At 65.2% G+C, this 23,576-nt stretch carries 19 protein-coding genes; 12 read left to right on the forward strand and 7 right to left on the reverse strand.

Features of this window, described 5'->3' with window-relative positions; all coding sequences use genetic code 11:
* The first annotated feature begins 123 nt into the window (after positions 1–123).
* From XH98_RS39290 to XH98_RS39300, 3 genes are all read left to right on the forward strand, one after another.
* The gene (locus XH98_RS39290; RefSeq protein ID WP_271599684.1) at positions 124–1,785 is read left to right on the forward strand and encodes an electron transfer flavoprotein-ubiquinone oxidoreductase; all 1,662 of its coding nucleotides are present in this window, start codon (positions 124–126) and stop codon (positions 1,783–1,785) included.
* Between the two features lie 308 nt (positions 1,786–2,093).
* On the forward strand, positions 2,094–3,890 hold the full coding sequence (locus XH98_RS39295; protein WP_271621778.1) for a tetratricopeptide repeat protein: 1,797 nt from the start codon (positions 2,094–2,096) through the stop codon (positions 3,888–3,890).
* Between the two features lie 87 nt (positions 3,891–3,977).
* Entirely contained in the window at positions 3,978–4,862 is an 885-nt protein-coding gene (locus tag XH98_RS39300; protein WP_271599682.1) for a 4-(cytidine 5'-diphospho)-2-C-methyl-D-erythritol kinase, read from the forward strand.
* Between the two features lie 115 nt (positions 4,863–4,977).
* Here XH98_RS39300 and XH98_RS39305 read toward each other — a convergent pair whose 3' ends face one another.
* The 4 genes from XH98_RS39305 to XH98_RS39320 form a co-directional block, all read right to left on the reverse strand.
* On the reverse strand, positions 4,978–5,847 hold the full coding sequence (locus XH98_RS39305) for an alpha/beta fold hydrolase (RefSeq protein WP_271621779.1): 870 nt from the start codon (positions 5,845–5,847) through the stop codon (positions 4,978–4,980).
* 137 nt (positions 5,848–5,984) lie between these two features.
* Positions 5,985–7,247 (reverse strand): beta-ketoacyl-ACP synthase II, encoded by a 1,263-nt coding sequence (gene fabF / locus XH98_RS39310; protein ID WP_271621780.1) that lies wholly within the window; start codon positions 7,245–7,247, stop codon positions 5,985–5,987.
* Position 7,248: 1 nt separating this feature from the next.
* On the reverse strand, positions 7,249–7,764 hold the full coding sequence (locus tag XH98_RS39315; protein ID WP_271621781.1) for a winged helix-turn-helix transcriptional regulator: 516 nt from the start codon (positions 7,762–7,764) through the stop codon (positions 7,249–7,251).
* A gap of 440 nt (positions 7,765–8,204) precedes the next feature.
* Positions 8,205–9,212 (reverse strand): polyprenyl synthetase family protein, encoded by a 1,008-nt coding sequence (locus tag XH98_RS39320; RefSeq protein ID WP_220000532.1) that lies wholly within the window; start codon positions 9,210–9,212, stop codon positions 8,205–8,207.
* Positions 9,213–9,344: 132 nt separating this feature from the next.
* Between XH98_RS39320 and XH98_RS39325 the strand changes: the two genes are divergently transcribed.
* The 6 genes from XH98_RS39325 to glyS all read left to right on the forward strand — a co-directional run bounded on the left by XH98_RS39325 (position 9,345) and on the right by glyS (position 15,020).
* Positions 9,345–9,572 (forward strand): putative signal transducing protein, encoded by a 228-nt coding sequence (locus tag XH98_RS39325; RefSeq protein WP_057757173.1) that lies wholly within the window; start codon positions 9,345–9,347, stop codon positions 9,570–9,572.
* Entirely contained in the window at positions 9,565–10,332 is a 768-nt protein-coding gene (locus tag XH98_RS39330; protein ID WP_271621782.1) for a tRNA1(Val) (adenine(37)-N6)-methyltransferase, read from the forward strand. Before XH98_RS39325 ends, XH98_RS39330 begins: the two co-directional genes overlap by 8 nt.
* A gap of 216 nt (positions 10,333–10,548) precedes the next feature.
* Positions 10,549–11,457, forward strand: a complete 909-nt coding sequence (locus tag XH98_RS39335) for a S49 family peptidase (protein ID WP_057757177.1) — start codon at positions 10,549–10,551, stop codon at positions 11,455–11,457.
* 104 nt (positions 11,458–11,561) lie between these two features.
* Complete coding sequence (locus XH98_RS39340; protein ID WP_057757179.1) at positions 11,562–11,753, forward strand: hypothetical protein; 192 nt, start codon at positions 11,562–11,564, stop codon at positions 11,751–11,753.
* Positions 11,754–11,973: 220 nt separating this feature from the next.
* Positions 11,974–12,921, forward strand: coding sequence for a glycine--tRNA ligase subunit alpha (locus XH98_RS39345; protein WP_271599677.1), 948 nt, complete (start codon positions 11,974–11,976; stop codon positions 12,919–12,921).
* Positions 12,921–15,020: a glycine--tRNA ligase subunit beta gene (gene glyS / locus XH98_RS39350; RefSeq protein WP_271599676.1), complete on the forward strand. Its 2,100-nt coding sequence runs from the start codon at positions 12,921–12,923 to the stop codon at positions 15,018–15,020. The genes XH98_RS39345 and glyS overlap by 1 nt, the downstream gene beginning before the upstream one ends.
* A 244-nt stretch (positions 15,021–15,264) precedes the next feature.
* On the opposite strand, the gene XH98_RS39355 is transcribed toward glyS, so the two are convergent.
* Positions 15,265–15,618 (reverse strand): DUF1236 domain-containing protein, encoded by a 354-nt coding sequence (locus tag XH98_RS39355; RefSeq protein WP_271599675.1) that lies wholly within the window; start codon positions 15,616–15,618, stop codon positions 15,265–15,267.
* Between the two features lie 200 nt (positions 15,619–15,818).
* On the opposite strand from XH98_RS39355, the gene XH98_RS39360 reads away from it, so the two are divergent.
* The 3 genes from XH98_RS39360 to XH98_RS39370 all read left to right on the forward strand — a co-directional run bounded on the left by XH98_RS39360 (position 15,819) and on the right by XH98_RS39370 (position 20,861).
* Positions 15,819–15,974 carry a DUF3096 domain-containing protein gene (locus XH98_RS39360; RefSeq protein WP_083514732.1) on the forward strand — a complete coding sequence of 52 codons (156 nt, stop codon included), beginning with the start codon at positions 15,819–15,821 and terminating at the stop codon, positions 15,972–15,974.
* Positions 15,975–16,070: 96 nt separating this feature from the next.
* Entirely contained in the window at positions 16,071–18,962 is a 2,892-nt protein-coding gene (ppdK, locus tag XH98_RS39365; RefSeq protein WP_271599674.1) for a pyruvate, phosphate dikinase, read from the forward strand.
* 438 nt (positions 18,963–19,400) lie between these two features.
* Positions 19,401–20,861 carry a cell wall hydrolase gene (locus tag XH98_RS39370; protein WP_271599673.1) on the forward strand — a complete coding sequence of 487 codons (1,461 nt, stop codon included), beginning with the start codon at positions 19,401–19,403 and terminating at the stop codon, positions 20,859–20,861.
* Positions 20,862–21,028: 167 nt separating this feature from the next.
* Here XH98_RS39370 and nadC read toward each other — a convergent pair whose 3' ends face one another.
* The gene (gene nadC, locus XH98_RS39375) at positions 21,029–21,907 is read right to left on the reverse strand and encodes a carboxylating nicotinate-nucleotide diphosphorylase (RefSeq protein WP_271621783.1); all 879 of its coding nucleotides are present in this window, start codon (positions 21,905–21,907) and stop codon (positions 21,029–21,031) included.
* Between the two features lie 11 nt (positions 21,908–21,918).
* Positions 21,919–23,526, reverse strand: a complete 1,608-nt coding sequence (locus tag XH98_RS39380) for an L-aspartate oxidase (protein ID WP_271621784.1) — start codon at positions 23,524–23,526, stop codon at positions 21,919–21,921.
* Positions 23,527–23,576: the final 50 nt, after the last annotated feature.

A 23,576-nucleotide genomic window follows, 5' to 3' on the forward strand; every position in this document is an offset into this window, starting at 1 on the left:
CTATTAGTTCATCTTAAGGCGCCTTGCATCCCAGCGGAACGCATTTCCGTGGTTGTCCTACCCGGAAAAATCGGAAACAAGGGGGCGCAAATGACAAGGAACCGTCTCAAGGGCTGAGATCAGATGAGCATCGAAGAACTTCCCCCGCGCGAATCCATGGAATTCGACGTCGTCATCGTCGGCGCCGGCCCCTCAGGCCTGGCTGCAGCGATCCGGCTGAAGCAGCTCAACGCCGATCTCAACATCGTCATCGTGGAGAAGGGCTCCGAGGTCGGCGCGCATATTCTCTCCGGCGCCGTGATCGACCCGGCCGGGCTCGACAAGCTGATCCCCGACTGGCGCGAGGATTCGGATTGTCCGCTGAAGACGCAGGTGAAGGACGATCGCTTCTACTGGATGACGGCCGGCGGTGCGATCAAGCTGCCGAACTTCATGATGCCGCCGCTGATGGACAATCATCACTGCTATATCGGCTCGCTTGGCAACGTCTGCCGCTGGCTGGCGCGCAAGGCGGAGGCGCTCGGCGTCGAGATCTATCCGGGCTTTGCCGCCGCCGAAGTGCTCTATGACGACAAGGGCGCGGTGAAGGGCATCGCCACGGGCGACATGGGCATCGGCCGCGACGGCAAGCCAAAGGACTCCTTCACCCGCGGCATGGAACTGCTCGGCAAGTACACGCTGTTCGCCGAAGGCGCGCGCGGCAGCCTGACCAAGCAGCTCATCAACAAGTTCGCTCTTGATGCCAAGAGTGAGCCGCCGAAATTCGGCATCGGCCTGAAGGAAGTCTGGCAGATCGATCCCGCCAAGCATCAGAAGGGCCTGATCCAGCATTCGTTCGGCTGGCCGCTCGACCTGAAGACCGGCGGCGGCTCCTTCCTCTATCATTACGACGACAATCTCGTCGCGGTCGGCTTCGTCGTGCATCTGAACTACGAAGATCCCTATCTGTCGCCGTTCGACGAATTCCAGCGCTTCAAGACTCATCCCTCGATCCGCGGCACGTTCGAGGGCGCCAAGCGTCTTGCCTATGGCGCGCGTGCCATCACCGAGGGCGGCTATCAGTCGGTGCCGAGGCTGACCTTCCCCGGCGGCGCGCTGGTCGGCTGCGCGGCCGGCTTCGTCAACGTGCCGCGCATCAAGGGCGTGCACAATGCGATGGGCACCGGCATGCTGGCGGCCGAACATGTTGCGGCGGCGCTCGCGGCGGATCGTGCCAATGACGAGGTCGTCGACTACGAGAACGCCTGGCGGTCCTCCTCGGTCGGCAAGGACCTGTTCCTGGTCCGCAACGTCAAGCCGCTGTGGTCGAAGTTCGGCACTGTACTGGGCGTCGCGCTGGGCGGCTTCGACATGTGGTGCAACACGCTGTTCGGCACCTCGCTGTTCGGCACGCAGTCCCATGCCAAGCCCGATCGCGCGACACTCGATCCGGCCAGGCAGCACGCGCCGAAGAACTATCCGAAGCCGGACGGCAAGATCTCGTTCGACAAGCTGTCCTCGGTGTTCCTGTCCAACACCAACCATGAAGAGGACCAGCCGGTCCATCTGAAGGTGGCCGACATGAACCTGCAGAAGACCTCCGAGCACGACGTCTTCGCGGGTCCCTCGAATCGCTATTGTCCGGCCGGCGTCTACGAGTGGGTCGAGGAGGGTTCGGGCCCGCGCTTCCAGATCAATGCCCAGAACTGCGTCCACTGCAAAACCTGCGACGTGAAGGACCCCAACGGCAACATCACCTGGGTTCCCCCGGAGGGCGGCGGCGGCCCGAACTACGAGGCGATGTAAGAGGGACGTCGGATCACAAAGCGTGATCCGGCGCACGTTCGCCGTGACGACCCGGCTGCGGCTCCCCGCCGCGGCCACGATAAGGCCATAGTACCGTCGTCTTGGGGCTCTCTTGACGGTCACTTGAACCGTCACTTGGCCGATTTGGGGCGTGCGGAGGGGATCGCCCGGTCCGAATCCTTGCGGTGAGGCGCCAAAAGCGGCATTGTCCCGACCCGACGGTTCCGGGTCACATGTCGCCGGCCGCGTTCGCACGCGAGACGGCCTTTGCTTTAGACCCAGGCACTACCAACTCAAGGCGAGCCCTGATGTTTTCAAATCGTTTCAACCGCTGGACTGCTGCTGCCATCGTTTTTGCCGGCTCCGCGATCGTGGCGGTCCCCGGCGCGGTGCTGGCGCAGACGCCGGATCATCCGGCCGACACGGCGGCGCAGTTTCCGACCCGAAACGATCTGAAGTCGCTCACCACCGCCGGCAGCTATCTCGCCGCCCGCCACGCCAGCGTCGAGCGCGATGCGACCTCGGCCGCCGCCTTCTATCGCTCTGCGCTGCGGACCGACCCAAAGAACAACGAGCTGCTCGACCGCGCCTTCATCTCCTCGGTCGACGACGGCGACATCGACGAAGCGGTCAAGCTCGCCGAACGCATCCTCACCATCGACAAGACCAATCGCGTCGCGCGCCTCGTGGTCGGCGTGCATGACCTGAAGTTGAAGAAATATCCGAGCGCGCAGAGCAACATCAACCAGTCGATTCGCGGACCGATCACCGATCTCGTCGCGACGCTGCTATCGGGCTGGGCCGCCTATGGTGCAGGCGATGCCAAGGCGGCGGTCGCCACCATCGACAAGCTGGCGGGCCCGGAATGGTATCCGCTGTTCAAGGACCTGCACACCGGCATGATCCTCGAGAACGCCGGCAAGGAAAAGGAGGCGGGCGTCCGCTTCGAGCGCGCCTACAAGCTCGACGATTCCATGCTGCGCGTGACGGAAGCCTATGCGCGCTGGCTGTCGCGCAACAAGGACGCGGCCTCGGCGACCGCGATCTATGAGGCCTTCGACAAGAAGCTCGCCCGTCATCCGCTGATCGTGGAAGGTCTGCGCGAGACCAGGGCCGGCAAGAAGCTGCCGTCGCTGGTCGATTCCGCGCAGGCCGGCGCAGCTGAGGCGCTCTATGGCATAGGTGCCACCCTGACCCGCCGCGGCGGCGAGGATCTGGCCCTGGTCTATCTCCAGCTCGCGCTCTATCTGCAGCCCAGCCACCCGCTGGCCCTGCTCTCGCTCGCCGATCTCTATGAATCGGTGAAGCGGCCGCAGATGGCGATCAAGATCTATGAGCGGGTGCCGTCGTCCTCGCCGCTCAAGCGCAACGCGCAGATCCAGCTCGCCATTGACCTGGATTCCGCCGACCGCAGCGACGAGGCGATCAAGATCCTCAAGGGCGTGACCGCCGAGGACCCCAAGGATCTCGAAGCCATCATGGCGCTCGGCAATCTCCAGCGTGGCCGCAAGAAGTTCGGCGACTGCGGCGCGACCTATTCGCAAGGCATCGACGTGCTGCCGGCAGGCAACGACAAGGCCAACAGCGTCTGGTACTATTATCGCGGCATCTGCGAGGAGCGCTCCAAGCAGTGGGGCAAGGCCGAAGCCGACATGAAGAAGGCGCTCGAGCTGCAGCCTGACCAGCCGCATGTCCTCAACTATCTCGGCTATTCCTGGATCGACCAGGGCGTGAACCTCGACGAAGGCATGAAGATGATCAAGCGTGCCGTCGAGCAGCGTCCCGACGACGGCTACATCGTCGACTCCCTTGGCTGGGCCTATTACCGCATCGGCAACTACGAAGAGGCGGTGAAGAACCTCGAGCGCGCGATCGACCTCAAGCCCGAGGATCCCACCATCAACGACCATCTCGGCGACGCCTATTGGCGCGTCGGCCGCACGCTGGAAGCCAAATTCCAGTGGGCGCATGCCCGCGACCTCAAGCCCGAGCCGGACGATCTGCCGAGGATCGAAGCCAAGATCGCCAACGGCATGACCGAGGACAATTCGAACTCTTCAGCCGCGCAAGCGGACAAGAAGAAAGACGACGGCAAGGGCGGCTAAGCTGCGCATGATCCGGAAAAGTGTACTTGCGGTTTTCCGACCCAGATCATGCGCACAACGAATGATGTGATTGGGGGCGTATCGCCGATGCCGGCGTTGATTGAAGAAGGGCGCGCGAAGGTCAACTTGAGCCTTCGCGTGGTCGGCCGTCGCGCTGACGGCTATCATGATCTCGAAAGCGTGGTTGCGTTTGCGGATTGTGCCGACCGGCTGACTCTGGAGCCGGGCGACGAGCTCACGCTCGCCACCACAGGGCCGCTCGCGGCGGCCTGCGGCGAGACCTCAGACAATCTCGTGTTCAAGGCCGCCAAGCTGCTGGCCGATGCCGTGCCGAATTTGAAGCTCGGCGCCTTCGCGCTCGACAAGGTCTTGCCGGTTGCAGCCGGTATCGGCGGCGGCTCGGCGGATGCCGCGGCGGCGCTGCGCCTGCTCGCGCGTCTCAACAATCTGTCGCTCGACGATCCCCGCCTGCAGGCGGTCGCGCTGGCGACCGGCGCCGATGTGCCGGTGTGCCTGCTCTCGCGCGCCTGCGACATGACCGGCGTCGGCGAGCAGCTGCTGCCGCTGGCGTTGCCCAGCATGCCCTGCGTCATGGTCAATCCGCGCGTGCCGGTTGCGACCAAGGACGTGTTCAAGGAATTGGGACTGCGCAACGGCGAATTGCTGGTCGGGGCCACCTCGGTCCTCGGAGCTCCGGCCTGGCCGGACGAGGGCGGATCAATCTCGGACTGGGTTGAGGTTCTCGAGACAGTCCCCAACGATCTCGAGGCCCCTGCGCTCCGCATCGAGCCTGTCATCGGCGACGTGCTAGACGCTTTGCGCGCTTCCGCTGGCGTCAAGCTGGCTCGCATGTCCGGCTCGGGCGCGACGTGCTTTGCGATCTATGGCGCGGCAGCTGACGCGCATGCCGCCGCAGAGAAGATCCGCAGCGATCACCCCGCTTGGTGGGTGCATGCGGGCACGTTGAGCTAGGGATTTCCTCCGCGACGGTCGGCAGTCTCGTAGGGTGGGCAAAGGCGCGCAAGCGCCGTGCCCACGATCTCTCGCCAATTGCGACAGGTGGTGGGCACGCTGCGCTTTGCCCACCCTACGGCAGCTCGCCAAGCCCAAGAAATTTCTGAATCTCACCCAGCACCTCTTCCGACTTGTCGTGCTGCAGCCAGTGCCCGGCCCCCGCGATGGTTTCGACGCGCGCCTGCTGGAAGTAGCGCTCCAGGCCCGCCGACCGCGCGCCTGCCAGGAAGCTTTCGCCGGCGTTCAGCAGCAACGTCGGACAGGCGATGCGCGACCACAGCGCGATGTGATCGTCCGGCCAGAGCCGGTGCGGTGCGCTGGCCCGCTGATAGGGATCGAATTTCCAGCTATAGGTGCCGTCCTCGTTCTGTCGCGCGCCATGCGTTGCGAGATGCAGCGCGAGGTCGCGGGAGAGGCGCTTGTTGTGAAGCACCATCTGCGCCGCCGCGTCCTCGAGCGTCGCATAGCGGCGCGGGGTGCGGTCGTGCAGCCTGTCGAGCTGGCTGACCCATTTGTCAATGCGCTCATGCGTTGGAGCTTTCGGCGAATCCGGCAGCATCGTCACGCCGTCGAGCACGACGAGCTTGTCGACCAGTTCGGGGAACGATCCCGAGAAGATCAGGCTCACCATGCCGCCCATCGAATGGCCGATCAGTGTCACGCGAGGCGCTGCGATGCTGCGGACGAGCTGGACGAGATCGTAGACATATTCGGTCAGCGCGTAGCTGCCGCCTCTGGTCCAGTCGGAATCGCCGTGGCCACGTAAATCGGGCGCGATCACATGGAAGTGCGGATGCAGCGAGCGGGCAATGGCGTCCCAACTCCGGCAATGATCGCGGCCGCCATGAACCAGAATAAGCGGCGGCGCGCCCGCGTTGCCCCAATCGGCATAATGCAGCCGCAGGCCGTGAGATTCGTAGAAGCGGCTTTGCGGGTCGAGCATCGGGTCGCGATCCCCTGGACTGACGGCAGATGTCCTGAACTAGCCTGCTACCGGGCATTCGACAAGCAACCGCTCACGTTTGCTTCGGGATCGTTCCGTCGCCGGGCATCGGCTGATGCGCCGAGCTCCCGCGCTCGCTAGCCCATGTGGCGGAAGATCGCGCTGGCGTTGACTCCACCGAAGCCAAAGCCGTTCGTGATCGCGTGCTGCATCGGCACCGGACGCGCAGCACCGGCAACGATATCGATCCCTTCCGCGCCCGCATCCGGGTTTTCGAAATTGAGCGTCGGCGGTGCGACCTGGTCGCGCAGGGCAAGCACGGTGAAGATTGCCTCCAGTCCGCCGGCGGCGCCGAGCAGATGGCCGGTGGCCGATTTGGTCGCGCTGACCGCGATGGATTTGTTGCGGCCGAACAGCGCGCCGATGGTACCGAGTTCGCTGTCGTCGCCGGCGGGCGTCGAGGTCGCATGCGCGTTGAGATGCTGCAGATCGCCGGGCGCAAGGTTCGCCTGCCGGAGCGCGATCTCCATGGCGCGGCGGGCGCCGTCGCCGTCCGGCGGACCCGACGTCATGTGATAGGCATCGGCGGTGGTGCCATATCCAACAAGCTCGGCGATCGGCGTCGCGCCGCGCGCCAGCGCATGTTCCAGCTCCTCGATCACCAGGATGCCGGCGCCTTCACCCATGACAAAACCGTCGCGGTCACGATCGAACGGACGCGAGGCGCGTGTGGGCTGGTCGTTGAAGGCGCTCGACAGCGCGCGAGCTGCCGCAAAGCCGCCGAGGCTGACGATATCGATGCAGGCTTCGGCGCCGCCGCAGATCGCGACATCGGCATCGCCCGCGCGGATCATGCGCGCGGCGTCGCCGATCGCCTGCACGCCGGCGGCACACGCCGTAACGGGCGTGCCCAGCGCGCCCTTGTAGCCGTATTTGATCGAAACGTGGCCGGCGGCAAGGTTGGCAAGGAAGGAGGGGATCGTGAACGGCGACAGCCGGCGCGGGCCGCGTTGCTCGGTGATGCGCACCGCTTCCGCCATCGCGGGAAAACCGCCGACTCCAGAGCCGATGATCGTTGCGGTCCGCTGCAGCGACGCCACATCCTGCGGTGCCCATTTGGCCTGCGCGACCGCTTCCGCGGCGGCGAGTAGCGCGAACAGGATGAAGCGATCCATCTTGCGCTGGTCCTTTGGCGCAGCGGCCTTCGCCGGATCGAAGCCGCCTTCGGGGTCATCGGCCTTGTCGGGCACGAGCCCGGCAATGCGCGCGGGCAATGCCTGCGACCATTGCGGCAGCGGGCGCAGCCCGCTTTGCCCCGCGAGCAGCCGGCGCCAGGATATCTCGACACCACAGCCGAGCGGCGACACCGCCCCCATTCCCGTCACGACGATACGAGGCATGTCAGTCTCCAGCCGGCGCGAGGTCCGGATTCATGGCTTTGAGCGCGATGAGCCGCCGCCGCATCAGGCGGCTCGCGGCAGGACCCGCGATCACCACGGCATTGGCGAGCGTGATCGGCTGCCGATCGGTCGCATCGACCACGACCGGATCGAGCGGCCGACGATCGTCGCGGGTCGCCAGCAGGATGGATTCGCCCTTCGGCGCGAGATGCTTGTTGCCCCAGGCGAGCAGCGTCGCGATCACGGGAAAGAAATCCCGTGCCTTATCGGTGAGCACATATTCGTAACGTGGCGGCCGCTCCTGGTAGCGACGACGGACGAACATGCCGGTCTTGGTGAGATGGGCGAGGCGTCGCGACAGGATGTTCGGCGCAATGGAGAGATTGCGCTCGAACTCGTCGAACCGGGTCGAGCCCTGCAAGGCATCGCGCAGGATCAGGATGCTCCACCATTCGCCAACCGTCTCCACGGCGCGGCCGACCGGGCATTCCTGGAGGGAAGGGGATTTGGGCTGCATGGCGAGGAAGGTAGGGGAGTGACTTGCAAAATGCAAGTTACTGGTGAGATTAAGACTGCCAGTTATGTGGTGGGCGTTTGCTAGTCAATTGCGTGCCCCGGACGCGGCAACGCGAAGGGCGTTGCTGCGCGTCCGGGACACGAGAGTTGAGCGACGGCCGCGCGCCATACTCGGTCATTGTGAGCGCAGCGAAGCAATCCAGGCTCTTTCCGTGGAGGGATTCTGGATTGCTTCGCTGCGCTCGCAATGATGTGGAGAGAGCGATGCCAACAAATCTTTCCCGTCACCCTGAGGCGCGAGCGCAGCGAGCCTCGAAGGGCGAACGGCCAGGATGCATCTCGGCCGTGCATCCTTCGAGGCTCTCCATGGGACGCGTTGCGTCCCATGGAGAGCACCTCAGGGTGACGGAATTGATAGCGGAGGCGGAACGCGCGTCGCGCCTAATGCGACCGTGCCAAACAGAACGCCACCACCTGCTCCAGCGCGCTCTTCATCGGCGACGACGGGAACAGCGCGAGTGCGTCCACCGCCATGGCGCCGTAGTGCTGGGCGCGGCTCAGCGTGTCCTCGAGCGCGCGGTGCTTGTTCATCAGGCCGATGGCGTGATCGAGGTCGGAATCACTGATCTCGCCGCGCTCGAGCGCCTTGATCCAGAAAGCGCGCTCGGTGTCGTTGCCGCGGCGGAAGGCGAGCACCACCGGCAGCGTGATCTTGCCCTCGCGGAAATCGTCGCCGGTGTTCTTGCCGAGCTTGGCGCTCTTGCCGCCATAGTCGAGCACGTCGTCGACGAGCTGGAAGGCGATGCCGAGATTCATGCCGACCGAGCGGCAGGCGGTCTGCTCCGCCTTCGGGCGGTTGGCGATCACGGGGCCGACCTCGCAGGCCGCGGCGAACAGCTCGGCGGTCTTGCCGCGGATCACGGCGAGATATTCGTCCTCGGTGGTCGCGGTGTTCTTGGCGGCCGCAAGCTGCATCACCTCGCCCTCGGCGATGGTGGCCGCGGCAGCAGACAGGATGTCGAGCGCGCGCAGCGAACCGACCTCGACCATCATCCGGAAGGCCTGGCCGAGCAGAAAGTCGCCGACCAAAACGCTTGCCTCATTGCCCCAGAGCATGCGCGCCGACAGCTTGCCGCGGCGCATCTCGCTCTCGTCGACCACGTCGTCGTGGAGCAGCGTGGCGGTGTGCATGAACTCGACAGAGGCAGCGAGCTTGATGTGGCCGTCGCCGGTGTAGCCGGCGAGGTTGGCCATGGCGAGCGTCAGCATCGGCCGCAGCCGCTTGCCGCCGGAGGAGATCAGGTGGTTGGCGACTTCCGGGATCATGGTCACGTCAGATCCGGTCCGCGACAGGATGGTGGCGTTGACGCGCTCCATGTCAGGGGCGACAAGGGCAACCAGCTCTTCGATCGACGCGCCGGGGGTTTCGAAAGGTACGATGACGGCCACGCCGGTCTCCAATATTTGCCCCGGAAGGGCTATTCTGATGGAAAGACAATAGAAACTGGACGGGGATGCGGCAAGGCCTGTGGAACCATTGACATTTGCCGCTTTGACCCCTTTCAGCCCAGGAGGCTCGTCTTGCGTGAACTGGTTCGGACCAACGATATCGTGCTGGTGTCGGCGATCGGCGCGCTGCTCGACGGCGCCAACATCCATCATCTGGTGCTGGACCAGAACATGAGCATCATAGAGGGCTCGCTTGGCGTCCTGCCCAGGCGGATCCTGGTCCATGAGGACGATGCCAGCGAGGCCCGGCAATTGCTGACCGACGCCGGCCTCAGCCACGAACTGCGCGGCGATGATTGACGTCGTCACAGATCTCACCGAGGACGCCTTTCTCGGCGGCCAGCTGCTGCTCAAGCAGAAGCGGACCGGCCACCGGGCAGGGCATGACGCCGTTCTGCTTGCGGCTGCGACGGGGGCCCGTGAAGGCGACCGTGTGGTCGATCTCGGTGCCGGCATCGGTACGGCTGGCCTCGCGCTGGCCCGGCGCGTTGGCGGCATCGATCTTTGCCTCGTCGAGATCGATCCGGAACTCGCCGCGCTCGCGCGCGCCAATGCGGCCGCGAACGAGACTGCCGCTGAGGTGATCGTGCTCGACGTCACTGCTGACGCGCAGGCGTTTGCAGCACATGGGCTCACGCCTGACAGCGCCGATTGCGTGTTGATGAACCCGCCCTTCAACGATCCCGCGCGGCACCGCGGCTCGCCGGACCAGGCGCGTCACACGGCGCATGTCGCGACCGACGAGACGCTGCATGCCTGGGTGCATGCGGCGCGGCGTATCCTTCGATCGAACGGTGTGCTCACCCTGATCTGGCGCGCTGACGGAATCGCAGATGCCTTGGCAGCGCTGTCACGCGGTTTCGGCAGCCTGTCGATCCTGCCGGTTCATGGCGAAGCGGGACGTCCTGCGATCCGCGTCCTGGTGCGCGCAGTCAAGGGCGGCCGAGCGCCGACGCGATTGCTGCCGGGCCTCATGCTCAATGATGAGTCACGCGTGCCTAAAAAAGAGGTGCGGAATATTCTGGAAGGGAGAGCGGTCCTGCCGCTGGTGGAGCCGTGACGGCTTACTGGGGAAGCGATTCCGACTGCTGTTCCGGCTGGGACGTAAAGCGAATCGCCGTAAAGAGCGCGCCCATCAGCATCAACAGCAGATAAATCTTCATGTCGTTCCCTCCGCTGCCTCATTGCAGCTTCCCAACCGGGATTCTGCAAAACACGTTCCAGGCACTAGCAATGACAGTCACGTGATAAATAAAGGTTAACCAGAGGTGACGGCATGGCCGAACAATTGAACGATCCCGAGAATTCCGGCCTGGCCGACAAGCTCTTGCAATATCTGCCGGCGCGCTTCCGCCCCGGTGCTGCGGTCGTGCCGGTGGTGCGGCTGTCAGGTGTCATCGGCGCGGTGACGCCGCTGCGTCCGGGCATGACGCTGGCGGGCGTCGCTCGGGTGCTGGAGCGGGCGTTTTCATACCGGAACGCCAAGGCGGTCGCGCTTGTGATCAATTCGCCCGGCGGCTCGCCGGTGCAGTCGCGCCAGATCTATCTGCGCATCAAGCAGCTCGCGGCGGAGAAGAAACTGCCGGTACTGGTGTTCGTCGAGGACGTCGCGGCTTCCGGCGGCTACATGATCGCCTGCGCCGGCGACGAGATCTTCTGTGATCCGTCCTCGATCCTGGGATCGATCGGCGTGGTCGGCGGCAGCTTTGGTTTTCAGGAGGCGATCAAGCGGCTCGGCATCGAGCGGCGTCTCTATACGGCCGGCGCCCACAAGGCGATGCTCGATCCATTTCTCCCCGAAAACCCCGATGACGTCGCCAAGCTGAAGGCACTCCAGCGCGAGATCCACCAGATCTTCATCGCACTGGTGAAGGAGAGCCGTGGCACCAGACTCAAGGGCGCGGACGACACCCTGTTCACCGGCGAGTACTGGGCCGGCGAGACGTCGATCGCGCTCGGGCTCGCTGACGGCATTGGCGATATCCGCTCAACTCTTCGTGCCCGCTATGGCGAGAAGGTTCTCACCCCCGTGATCGCGCAGCCGACCGGACTTCTGTCCGGCCTGTTGGGGCGGAAATCGCCCGGCGCGGGCCAGCTTTCGGCCATGGAATCAATGGCCGGGCTGCCGGACGAGCTGATCTCGGCGGTCGAGACCCGGGCGATTTGGGCGAAATTCGGGTTCTAGGTCCGGCTCCCCCGCGCCATTTGGTCCGCGCTGAGCCAATTGCGGCGCAGCCCGGACTGCGCGAGAATGCGTGTGGGGGCTGAGCACGACACAAGGATCGACCGATGCCGCCGTTCGTCGCATTCGCGGGCGTCCTGGGTGGGCTTGCCGTGGTCCGCTGGGCCTACAAGACCGCACTCAGGATCAACGAAGAGCTGGAGGAGATGCGCCTGTCGCGCGTCACTGAAGCCGCCCAGATGGGGAATATCCAGACACTGAAGCGTGACCCCGTGACGGGGGCGTATCGGCCGGGATAGCTTTTTCCACGTAGGGTGGGCAAAGCGAAGCGTGCCCACCACCGCGCCGTAATCCGGGAAAGATGGTGGGCACGGCGCAAGCGCGCCTTTGCCCACCCTACGGCACCTTTCCTAGGGCAGTCGTTAAGCCCGAATCCGCTTCCCTTTGCCTTGATTCCCATCCCCGCCGTCGATACGGTCCCGCGCGATTCAAAACCCCCCGCGAGAGCCTGATCTGACGATGGACGCCTCATTGCCCGCCCATATGCGCCCGGACCGCTCGTTCCAGGGCCTGATCCTGGCCCTGCAGCGCTATTGGGCGGATTACGGCTGCGTGATCCTGCAGCCCTACGACATGGAAGTCGGCGCCGGCACCTTCCATCCCGGGACGACCCTGCGCGCGCTCGGGCCGCGGCCGTGGAATGCCGCCTATGTGCAGCCCTCGCGCCGGCCCAAGGATGGCCGTTACGGCGAGAACCCGAACCGGCTCCAGCACTATTACCAGTTCCAGGTGATCCTCAAGCCGTCGCCGCCGAACCTTCAGGAGCTGTACCTGAAGTCGCTCGCCGCCATCGGCATCGATTCCGCCATCCACGACATCCGTTTCGTCGAGGACGATTGGGAGAGCCCGACGCTGGGCGCCTGGGGCCTGGGTTGGGAGTGCTGGTGCGACGGCATGGAAGTCAGCCAGTTCACCTATTTCCAGCAGGTCGCGGGCGTCGAATGCGCGCCGGTCGCGGGCGAGCTGACCTACGGTCTCGAACGCCTCGCCTGTTATCTGCAGGGCGTCGACAGCATCATGGACCTGAACTTCAATGGCCGCGAAGGCGCCGAGAAGGTCAGCTATCGCGATGTGTTCTTCCAGGCCGAGCAGGAATATTCGCGGCACAATTTCGAACATGCCGACACCGCGATGCTGTTCGAGCAGTTCAAGATGGCCGAGGCGGCGTGCCGGAAGTACCTCGACGCCGGCTGGCAAAAAAACTCGGAGTCCGGCAAGCGCGAGGCGCATCTGATGGCGCTGCCGGCCTATGACCAGTGCATCAAGGCGAGCCATGTCTTCAACCTGCTCGACGCGCGTGGTGTGATTTCGGTGACGGAGCGACAGAGCTACATCTTCCGGGTGCGCGAGCTGGCGAAAGCCTGCGGCGAAGCCTGGGTGCACACCGAAGCCGGTGGAGCGGCCTGATGCCCGATCTTTTGCTTGAACTGTTCTCGGAAGAGATCCCCGCGCGCATGCAGGCCAAGGCGGCCGACGACCTGCGCCGTCTGGTCACCGACAAGCTCGTCGCCGAAGGCCTGGTCTACGAGGGCGCGAAAGCTTTCGCGACGCCGCGCCGGCTTGCGCTCACCGTGCACGGCATCCCCGCGCGCCAGCCTGACCTGAAGACCGAGCGCCGCGGCCCGAAAGTCGGCGCGCCCGATGCGGCCGTGCAGGGCTTTTTGAAGGCGACCGGCCTGAAATCGCTGGACGAAGCCAAGATCCAGCGCGACCCCAAGGGCGATTTCTACATCGGACTGATCGAGAAGCCCGGCCGCGACGCCATCGACGTGCTCGCGGAAATCCTGCCCGTCATCATCAGAACCTTCCCCTGGCCGAAATCGATGCGCTGGGGCGCGCGCTCGGCCAAGCCGGGCTCGCTGAGCTGGGTGCGTCCGCTGCACGCGATCACCGCCACCTTTGGCCTGGAGACCGAAGAACCCGATGTCGTGAAGTTTTCCATCGACGGCATCGAGGCCGGCCAGACCACCTATGGCCATCGCTTCCTCGCGCCGTCCGCTATTTCCGTTCGCCGCTTCGAGGACTACGAAGCCAAGCTCCTCGATGCGAAGGTCGTGCTCGACCCCGACAGGCGCAAGGACGCGATCCTCACCGACGCCAAGCAGCTTGCCTTCGCCCAAGGCTTCGAACTGGTCGAGGACCAGACCCTGCTCGACGAGGTTTCGGGCCTGGTCGAATGGCCGGTCGTGCTGATGGGCTCGTTCGAGCCGGAGTTCCTGAAGACGCCCGACGAGGTGATCCGCGCCACCATCCGCAACAACCAGAAATGCTTCGTGGTTAGGGATCCCAAGACCGGGAGGCTGACCAACAAGTTCATCCTCACCGCGAATATCGAGGCCATCGACGGCGGCAAGGTCATCGTATCAGGCAACGAGCGCGTGATCCGCGCGCGGCTGAGCGATGCGAAGTTCTTCTACGAGACCGACCTGAGGACCAAGCTCGAGGATCGGCTGCCGAAATTCGAGCAGATCGTGTTCCACGAGAAGCTCGGGACGCAGGCGGAGCGCATCAAGCGCCTCGAGCGCCTCGCCGCCGAGATCGCGCCGCTGGTCGGCGCCGATGTTGCCAAGGCCACGCGTGCGGCGCATTTGGCGAAGGCGGATCTGCTGACGGAAGTCGTCGGCGAATTCCCCGAGGTGCAGGGCCTGATGGGCAAGTATTATGCGCTGGCGCAGGGCGAGGATGCCTCGGTCGCGGCGGCCTGCGAGGAGCACTACAAGCCACAAGGGCCGGCCGATCGCGTGCCGACGGATCCGGTCAGTATCGCAGTCGCGCTCGCTGACAAGCTCGATACGCTGGTCGGCTTCTGGGCGATCGATGAGAGGCCGACGGGATCGAAGGACCCCTATGCGCTGCGGAGAGCGGCGCTGGGTGTTATCAGGTTGATCGCCGAGAACGCGCTGCGCCTGTCGCTGCTGAAGGTGGCAGCGGCCGCGCTCGCGGGCTTGTCGGTGAAGCCCGCCGATGCGGAGAAGCTCCCGAGCGATCTGCTCGCCTTCTTCGCCGATCGCCTGAAGGTCCAGCTCCGTGAGCAGGGCGCGCGTCACGATCTCGTCGACGCCGTGTTCGCGCTCGGCGGCCAGGATGATCTCTTGATGATCGTTCGCCGCGTCGATGCGCTCGGCAAATTCCTCGACACCGACGACGGCAAGAACCTGCTCGCCGGCACCAAGCGCGCCAGCAACATCCTTTCGATCGAGGAGAAGAAGGACAAGCGCACCTTCCACGGCGCGCCGGATGCTGCGCTCTACAGCCTCGCAGAGGAGAAGGCGCTTGCGAAGGCGATCGGCGAGGTGACGACGGAAGCAAGTGCCGCCGTCGCCAAGGAGGACTTTGCCGCCGCGATGCGCGCGATGGCGAAGCTTCGCCCACCGGTCGATGCGTTCTTCGACAAGGTGCGCGTCAACGACGACGATCCGAAGGTCCGCGAGAACCGGCTAAAACTGCTGAACGAGATCCGCAGCGCCACGCGCGCAGTGGCGGATTTCTCGAAGATCCAGGATTGAGGCGCGCCACAATGACGGCGCGCGTAGCGCGAGCCCGGAATCCATCGTGCCGCACGTGACGTCCCGCACGTGACGTCGAGAATGGATTCCGAGCTCGCGCCAAGTGGCGCGCCCCGAAATGACGGGACAGAAAAATGCCCCGCCCGGCGGGGGGAAGACCGGGCGGGGCCTGATGTCCGATTACACTGCTCGCGCCAGCCTGATTGATGTGGCGCGCCGGACATCTAGTTGAACAGCAAAATTCCTAGTCCATCACCTCGACGATGCGCCGCGAGCGCGGCTCGACCAGCACGGTCTCGCCGTTCACGACGGTGTAGCGATACGTCGTCGCGCCGAAACGTTGCGGCACGTCATAATAAGTGATGCCGGTTTCGGGTAAGGTGGCACCGACCACGACGCGATCGGGAATATGGAAGGCTGGCACACGTTGCTCGACGACATAGTCACGGAACGCCGGCCGTTGCTCGACCGCAATCGTCGGGCTTTCCTCAACCGCCACGGGTGCGCGTCCCACTGTGATTCCGGTTTGCGCCTGCGCCGCGATGGGTGCGCTGAGCGCAGCGCCAAGCACTGCGAGGGCGAGAATCCTGTTTCGCATGGGCAACTCCTTCGAATTGGCGACCGCTTGCCAATGCTGCGCCGCGCGCGATGTTCCGGAAAAAGCCTGCCGCATCCGCGGCAATTTCGGGCAGTTTTTGCGAAGCCGGGAACCCGTATCGACCCCTCCGCGTCTCTACGGACGAAACCGGGTCCGCTATGATCCGCCGCGATTCGCCTCACCCCACGGAAAGATAATTCATGCACCTCACCGTCGCCCACATCTCGCCGCTCCTGTCGCTGCTTGCGGGCGTTCTCATCCTGGTCATGCCGCGCCTGCTCAACTTCATCGTGGCGATTTTTCTCATCCTCAATGGTGCGATCGGGCTCGGTTTGCTGAAATGGCTCCATCTCTAGGCCTTCATTTTCCGGAACTCTTCGACTTGCGCGGGCCTGCTCAAAGTGGTGTAAGGCGCGCGATTTCCCATTCCTCTCGAAGGTTGTGTGCAAGCTATGGCCAAAGCCGCCTCGAAGCCTAAGAAACTGCCAGCGAAATCAAAGCCTTCCGTCAAGGCGAAAGCCGCGCCGGCGGCCCGCAAGGCGCTCCCCAAGAGTTCTGTGAAGAGCGCCCCGAAGCCGGTCGCCAAGGTTGCCGCCAAGGCCGCGGCCAAGCCGGCCGCTAAGGCTGCGGCCAGGGCGGCCAAAAGCGCGCCGGCAAAGATCCCGGCCAACAAATGGGTCTTCACCTTCGGCGACGGCAAGGCCGAAGGCCGGACGGAGATGCGCGACCTGCTCGGTGGCAAGGGCGCGAACCTCGCCGAGATGGCCAATCTCGGCCTGCCGGTGCCTCCGGGCTTCACCATCCCGACCTCGGTCTGCACCTATTTCTACGCCCACGGCAAAACCTATCCGAAGGAGTTGCAGTCGCAGGTCGAGAAGGCGCTCGACTATGTCGGCAAGTTGACGGGCAAGGTGTTCGGCGACACCAAGAACCCGCTGCTGGTCTCCGTACGTTCAGGCGCGCGCGCCTCGATGCCGGGCATGATGGACACCGTGCTCAATCTCGGCCTCAACGACCAGACGGTCGAAGCGCTGGCGGAGCTCTCCGGCGACCGTCGCTTCGCCTACGACAGCTATCGCCGCTTCATCACCATGTATTCCGACGTGGTGCTCGGCTTCGAGCATCATCACTTCGAGGAAATCCTCGACACCTTCAAGGACAGCCAGGGCTATACGCTCGACACCGACCTCACCGCTGAGGACTGGGTCGAGCTGGTCGGCAAGTACAAGGACGCGGTCGCGCGCGAGACCGGCAAGGACTTTCCGCAGGATCCGCATGACCAGCTCTGGGGCGCGGTCGGCGCGGTGTTTTCGTCCTGGATGAATGCGCGCGCGGTGACCTACCGCAAGCTGCACGATATCCCTGAGTCGTGGGGCACCGCGGTCAATGTGCAGGCCATGGTGTTCGGCAACATGGGCGAGACCTCGGCAACCGGCGTTGCCTTCACCCGCAATCCCTCGACCGGCGAGAGCAAGCTCTACGGCGAGTTCCTGATCAACGCGCAAGGCGAGGACGTGGTGGCGGGCATCCGCACGCCGCAGGACATCACCGAGGAAGCGCGCAAAGAGTCAGGTTCCGACAAGGCGTCGATGGAAGCGGCGATGCCTGAGGCCTTCAAGGAGCTGACGCGGATCTACACGCTGCTCGAGAAGCACTACCGTGACATGCAGGACATGGAGTTCACGGTCGAGCAGGGCAAGCTGTGGATGCTGCAGACCCGCAGCGGCAAGCGCACGGCGAAGGCTGCGCTCCGCATCGCGGTCGAGCTTGCCAATGAGGGCCTGATCACAAAGAAGGAAGCGGTGACGCGGATCGATCCCGCCTCGCTCGACCAGCTCCTGCATCCGACCATCGATCCCAACGCCAAGCGCGACGTGATCGCGACCGGCCTGCCGGCTTCGCCAGGGGCTGCCTCCGGCGAGATCGTGTTCTCGTCGGATGAAGCGGCCAAGCTCCAGGGCGACGGGCGCAAGGTCATTCTGGTCCGTATCGAGACCAGCCCGGAAGATATCCACGGCATGCACGCCGCCGAAGGCATCTTGACCACGCGCGGCGGCATGACCTCGCACGCGGCGGTCGTCGCGCGCGGCATGGGCAAGCCCTGTGTCTCCGGCTGCGGCACCATCCGCGTCGATTACGGCCGCGGCACCATGAGCATCGGCTCGCGCACCTTCAAGGCCGGTGACGTCATCACCATCGACGGCTCGCTTGGCCAGGTGCTGGCCGGCCGCATGCCGATGATCGAGCCGGAACTGTCTGGCGAGTTCGGCACGCTGATGAACTGGGCCGACCAGGTCCGCAAGATCGGCGTCCGCGTCAACGGCGACACGCCCGACGATGCCCGCACCGCGATCAAGTTCGGCGCCGAAGGCATCGGCCTCTGCCGCACCGAGCACATGTTCTTCGAGGAGACCCGCATCCGCACCGTGCGCGAGATGATCCTCTCCGAGGACGAGCAGTCGCGCCGGGCCGCGCTGGCAAAGCTGTTGCCGATGCAGCGCGCCGACTTCGTCGAGCTGTTCGAGATCATGAAGGGCCTGCCCGTCACGATCCGTCTGCTGGACCCGCCGCTGCACGAATTCCTGCCGCACACCCATGCCGAGGTCGAGGAAGTGGCGCGTGCCATGAACACCGATCCGCGGCGTCTGGCCGACCGTGCGCGCGAGCTGTCGGAGTTCAATCCGATGCTCGGGTTCCGCGGCTGCCGCATCGCGATCGCCTATCCTGAGATCGCCGAGATGCAGGCCCGCGCGATCTTCGAGGCGGCGGTCGAGGCCGAGAAGCGCACCGGCAAGGCCGTCGGCCTCGAGGTGATGGTGCCGCTGATCGCGACCAAGGCCGAACTCGACCTGGTCAAGGCCCGCATCGATGCCACCGCGAAGTCGGTCATGCGTGAGACCAATACCAAGATCGGCTATCAGGTCGGCACCATGATCGAGCTGCCGCGCGCCTGTCTGCTCGCGGAAGAGATCGCCGAAAGCGCCGAGTTCTTCTCGTTTGGCACCAACGACCTGACGCAGACGACCTACGGCATCAGCCGCGACGACGCGGCGAGCTTCCTCGGTCCCTACGTCGCCAAGGGCATCCTTTCGATCGATCCCTTCATCTCGCTCGACCAGCAAGGCGTCGGCGAGCTCGTCAAGATCGGCGTCACGCGCGGCCGCAAGACGCGGGCGAAGCTCAAGGTGGGCATCTGCGGCGAGCACGGCGGCGATCCCGCCTCCGTCGCCTTCTGCCACAATGTCGGTCTCGACTACGTGTCCTGCTCGCCGTATCGCGTGCCGATCGCGCGGCTCGCGGCGGCCCAGGCCGCGCTCGGCAAGGCGATTGCGAGCCAGGCGTAAGGCGAAGCAACATACGTGATGCGAAAGAGGCGGAGCTTGCTCCGCCTCTTTTCATTTGGGGCGACGCCCTCTCGACTCGTCATTGCGAGGAGCCCTTGCGACGAAGCAATCCAGAGTCTTTCAGCGGAGACAGTCTGGATTGCTTCGCTGCGCTCGCAATGACAGCGAAGGAGGAACCAGGCGCGTCCCGAAATGATACGCGTGCGCAAGAGTTCCTTCACCATTCGCGTTGACCGATTGTTTACCGCTTCTCGCGACGCGGCCTTTACCAGCACATCGCATCGCCCCGTGAAAACACCTGACATCGCTTGCGTGTGTTTCGCGCGCAACGCGGATTAACGCCCCGGCAACCTAAATTAGATACTCACGATAAGGATCGAATTGCACGGATGTACTGAGTTCGATCAGGACGGGCGTAAGCGTAGCGTGAGCGTATCGATGTCAGTGTTGCGTAACCATCCGAAGGGTGCGCGGTTCGCATCCTTCGGACTCGGTCTCTGCATCTTCGCATTGATGCCGAGAGAGATCGGATATCAGGACATAGGCTCGCTGCTGGCGCGTCAGCCCGGCGTCGCCGAGCGCTGGCAGAAGCAGGTGTTCTCTGCGGCCTCCTCCATTCAGCTTGCCACTTACAGTTTCTCGCCCCCGATCGGCACGTCGGCGCCGCAGAGCGCGATGGTTCGTCTCGCCAGCCTCGACGGCCGCGATGTCACCGGTTCCATTTCGCGCAATCCGGTGCTGCAGGCGCCGGCGCGTTACCAGGCCTCCGACTTTCCCAAGGTTGATCGCGCGCTGAAAGGCGATCGTCTCGCCATCGTGACACCTGCGCCAGTACCTCAGCCGGCTGCTCCGGCCGTGACGCCCGCGCAGCAGGATCCCGCGACCTCGAACAGTTCCGTGTTCGGCGCCAAAACCGCCGAGCTGCCAGCCGTGCAGCCGCAGGCGATGTCGCCGGAGTCAGCGGCCGCGCTCGATCCCGAGCTTCAGGAGGCGATGCGTGCGCCGCCGTTGGCTCAATATACAAATCCGCCGAAGGCCGATGACAACGCGCTGTCCTTCGCGGCGCAGCCGCTCAACACGCTGAAGCAGGCGACATCAGCAGCTCCGCCGCGCGACCCCTTCAGCGTCAAGACCTCGAACCTGTTCTTCGGCAGCTCCTCGTTGGGCGGTAACCTCGAGAGCATCGAAAGCTGGCAGCCCGGCGCCGAGCCGCTGATCGTGATGCCTGACCCCGATATGAAGCTGGCCTCGCTGTCGCCGCCGAACGAGGACGCCGCCAGCATCACCGAGAGCGGCGAGAGCATCGCGCCGAAGGGTGAGGTCAACGCCGACAACCAGCGCGCCAAATCTCCGGCCGAGCGGCTGGCGCTCGACGAGAAATCACGCGCGAAGTCGGAGAAGTGCCTCGCCGAAGCCGTTTATTTCGAATCCCGCGGGGAGGCCGTGCGCGGCCAGATCGCGGTCGCGCAAGTGGTGATGAACCGCGTATTCTCGGGCAAATATCCCGATACGGTGTGCGGCGTGGTCTATCAGAACAAGTACCGCCACTTCGCCTGCCAGTTCACTTTTGCCTGCGACAACAATCCCGATGTGATCCGCGAGCCCGAGATGTGGGAGCGCGCCAAGAAGATTTCGAAGGCCATGCTCGACGGCCAGATCTGGCTGCCTGAAGTGGGCAAATCGACGCATTACCACGCCTATTGGGTGCGTCCGTCCTGGGTCGCCGAGATGAAGAAGATGTACAAGACCGGCGTGCACACTTTCTATCGGCCGCGCAATTGGGGCGATGGAGCTGAGGAGCCGAGCTGGGGCACGCCGGCGCAGACCGCCGCGCTCTCGGCCGAGCTCGCGCTGGCGGCCAAGAGCTCCGCCGAGATGGGCGTCACCGAGCGAAGGTAGTTGTCGTCAGAAGCGGTCGTCACGCCCGGGCTTGTCCCGCCTGCGCGGCCGTAGCCGCTTCGGCGCGGCGAAGGCCCGGGCATCCACGTTCTTCGTACCGCGGGAAAGGCGTGGATGGCCGGGACAAGCCCGGCCATGACGTTGCGGAAGCTTTGGGTGCGCCGTCCTCACATCTCGATATCCAGCGCGCAGTCGAAATTCGGCGCCGAATGCGTCAGGGCGCCTGACGAGGCGTAGTCGACACCGGTCGCCGCGATCGCCGCAATCGAGTCCAGCGTGACACCGCCCGAGGCTTCCAGCTCCAGCCGGCCTTCCGTCATTCGCACAGCCTCGCGCAGCGTCGCGATGTCCATGTTGTCGAGCAGCACCGCATCGGCCAGATCAGTGGCGAGCACGTCGCGCAGCTGTGCGAGCGTATCCACCTCGATCTCGATCTTGACGAGATGGCCGGCACGCGCACGAGCGCGCTCCAGCACCGGCCGGATGCCGCCGGCAACAGCGATGTGGTTGTCCTTGATCAGGATGGCATCGTCCAGGCCGTAACGGTGGTTGAAGCCGCCGCCGCAACGCACCGCGTATTTCTCCAGCGCCCGCAATCCGGGCGTGGTCTTTCGCGTGCAGCAGATGCGCATTTTCGTGCCCTCGGCCCGCGCGACGTAGTCGGCCGTGAGCGTCGCGACGCCGGACAGGCGGCCGACGAAGTTCAGTGCAGTCCGTTCCGCGGTGAGAACCGCGCGCGCCGGGCCGGAGATCGTCAACACCTGCTGCCCGCGCGCGACGCGCGCGGCGTCGCGGATATGCGCGCGGACCTCAATGTCGGTCGAGAGCTTTTGCAGCGTCGCCAGCGCCAGCGGCAGGCCGGCGATGACACCGGACTGGCGTGCAACCAGCACGGCCTGCGCCTTGGTCGCTTCCGGGATCGTCGCGAACGAAGTGATGTCGCCGGCGCGGCCGAGATCCTCGTCGAGTGCGCGATGCACGGCGTCATCGATGGCGAGCGGAGACAGGAAGGCGTCGGGATGGAGCAGGGAGGTTGGGGTGATCATGACAAACTCCGTCAGGCGATCATGGATTGCGCGATGCGCGGCGTTGATTGCGCACTCAGCCCGTCCGCGACCTCATGCGCTTGGGCGAGTGTCATCATCGTTCTCTGCGCCAGCGCGGGCGCCTCCTCGGGATGGTCGGAGCGGAAATGCGCGCCGCGACTCTCGCGCCGGCTCCAGGCCGCGGACGCCACGAGCAGGGCCGCTGTCGCCATGTGGCGGACTGCGATGCTTGTTGCCGAGCGCTCGAGCCCGGCAAAACTGCGGACAGCTTCTGCCAGCCCGTCGCCTTCGCGGATCACACCGACATGCGTGGTCATCATCGCGCGCAACCGCTTCACGGCGCTTGCATCCGGCGCGCCGCCGCGTGGCGTCACCGGTGCTTCGGGGAGGCGGGCAGGTGAGGGGATCGCCCGGCCGGCGATGTCGTCGGCGATGCGCGCGGCATAGACCGCGGCCTCCAGCAGCGAATTCGACGCAAGCCGGTTGGCGCCATGCATGCCGGTGGACGAGACTTCGCCGCCGGCCCAGAGCCCGTCGATCGAGCTACGGCCGCGTGCATCGACCGCGACGCCGCCCATGTGATAGTGCACGGCCGGCGCGATCGGGATGACTTGCGTTGCCGGATCGATGCCGGCGGCGATGCAGCTTGCATGCACCGTCGGGAATTTGTCGGCGAAGCGGGGGCCCAGCGCTTGCCGCGCATCGAGGAAGGCGCCGCGCCCCGCCGCGATCTCGGCAAACACGCCGCGGGCCACGATGTCGCGCGGCGCGAGTTCGGCGAGAGGATGCTGCGCGAGCATGAAGCGGTCGCCCTCGCTGTTGATCAAGGTCGCGCCTTCGCCGCGCAGCGCCTCGGTCGCGAGCGGTGCCGGGTCCCGGCCAACCATGATCGCCGTCGGGTGGAATTGCACGAATTCCGGATCGGCGATCACGGCGCCGGCGCGCGCCGCGATCGCAAGGCCCGATCCACTGGCCTCGGCCGGATTGGTGGTGACGGCATAGAGATGGCCGATGCCGCCGGTCGCGAGCACGACCGCGCGCGAGGCCATCATCACGGGCCTTGCCGCAAAGTTGCCCGCCTCGCGCAATTGAAGGCCGGTGACGGCGCCATCCTCGGTGAGCAGCGCTTCGGCGACAAAACCTTCGATCAGGCGGATCGACGGCGTGCGGCGCACGGCTTCGCTCAGTGCCGCGATGATCGCTGCGCCCGCGCCGTCGCCGCGCACGTGCACGATCCGCCGCGCCGAATGCGCGGCCTCGCGTCCCACCGCAAGCCGGCCTTCGAGATCGCGGTCGAACGGCACGCCATAGGCGAGCAGATCGTGTATCCGCAAGCCGGCCTCGCGCGCGATGCCGAGCGCGACCGTTTCATCGACGATGCCGCCGCCGACCGCGACCGTATCCGCAGCATGCGCTTCGGGAGTATCGCCGCCCGCGACGGCAGCTGCGATGCCGCCTTGCGCCCATGCGGACGATGCCCCTTGTCCGAGCGGCGCCGCCGAGATCAGCGTCACCGGCCGCGGCGCGAGTTTTAACGCGCAGAACAATCCGGCGAGGCCACCGCCGACGATGACGACGTCGTCGGTGGAGCGGGTGAGGTTGTGGATGTTGTGTGTCATAACTCTCTCCAAGTTCTCGGCTGTCGTCCCGGCCTAGCGCGCAATTGCGC

Source organism: Bradyrhizobium sp. CCBAU 51745 (assembly GCF_028128715.1).
Taxonomy (GTDB): domain Bacteria; phylum Pseudomonadota; class Alphaproteobacteria; order Rhizobiales; family Xanthobacteraceae; genus Bradyrhizobium; species Bradyrhizobium manausense.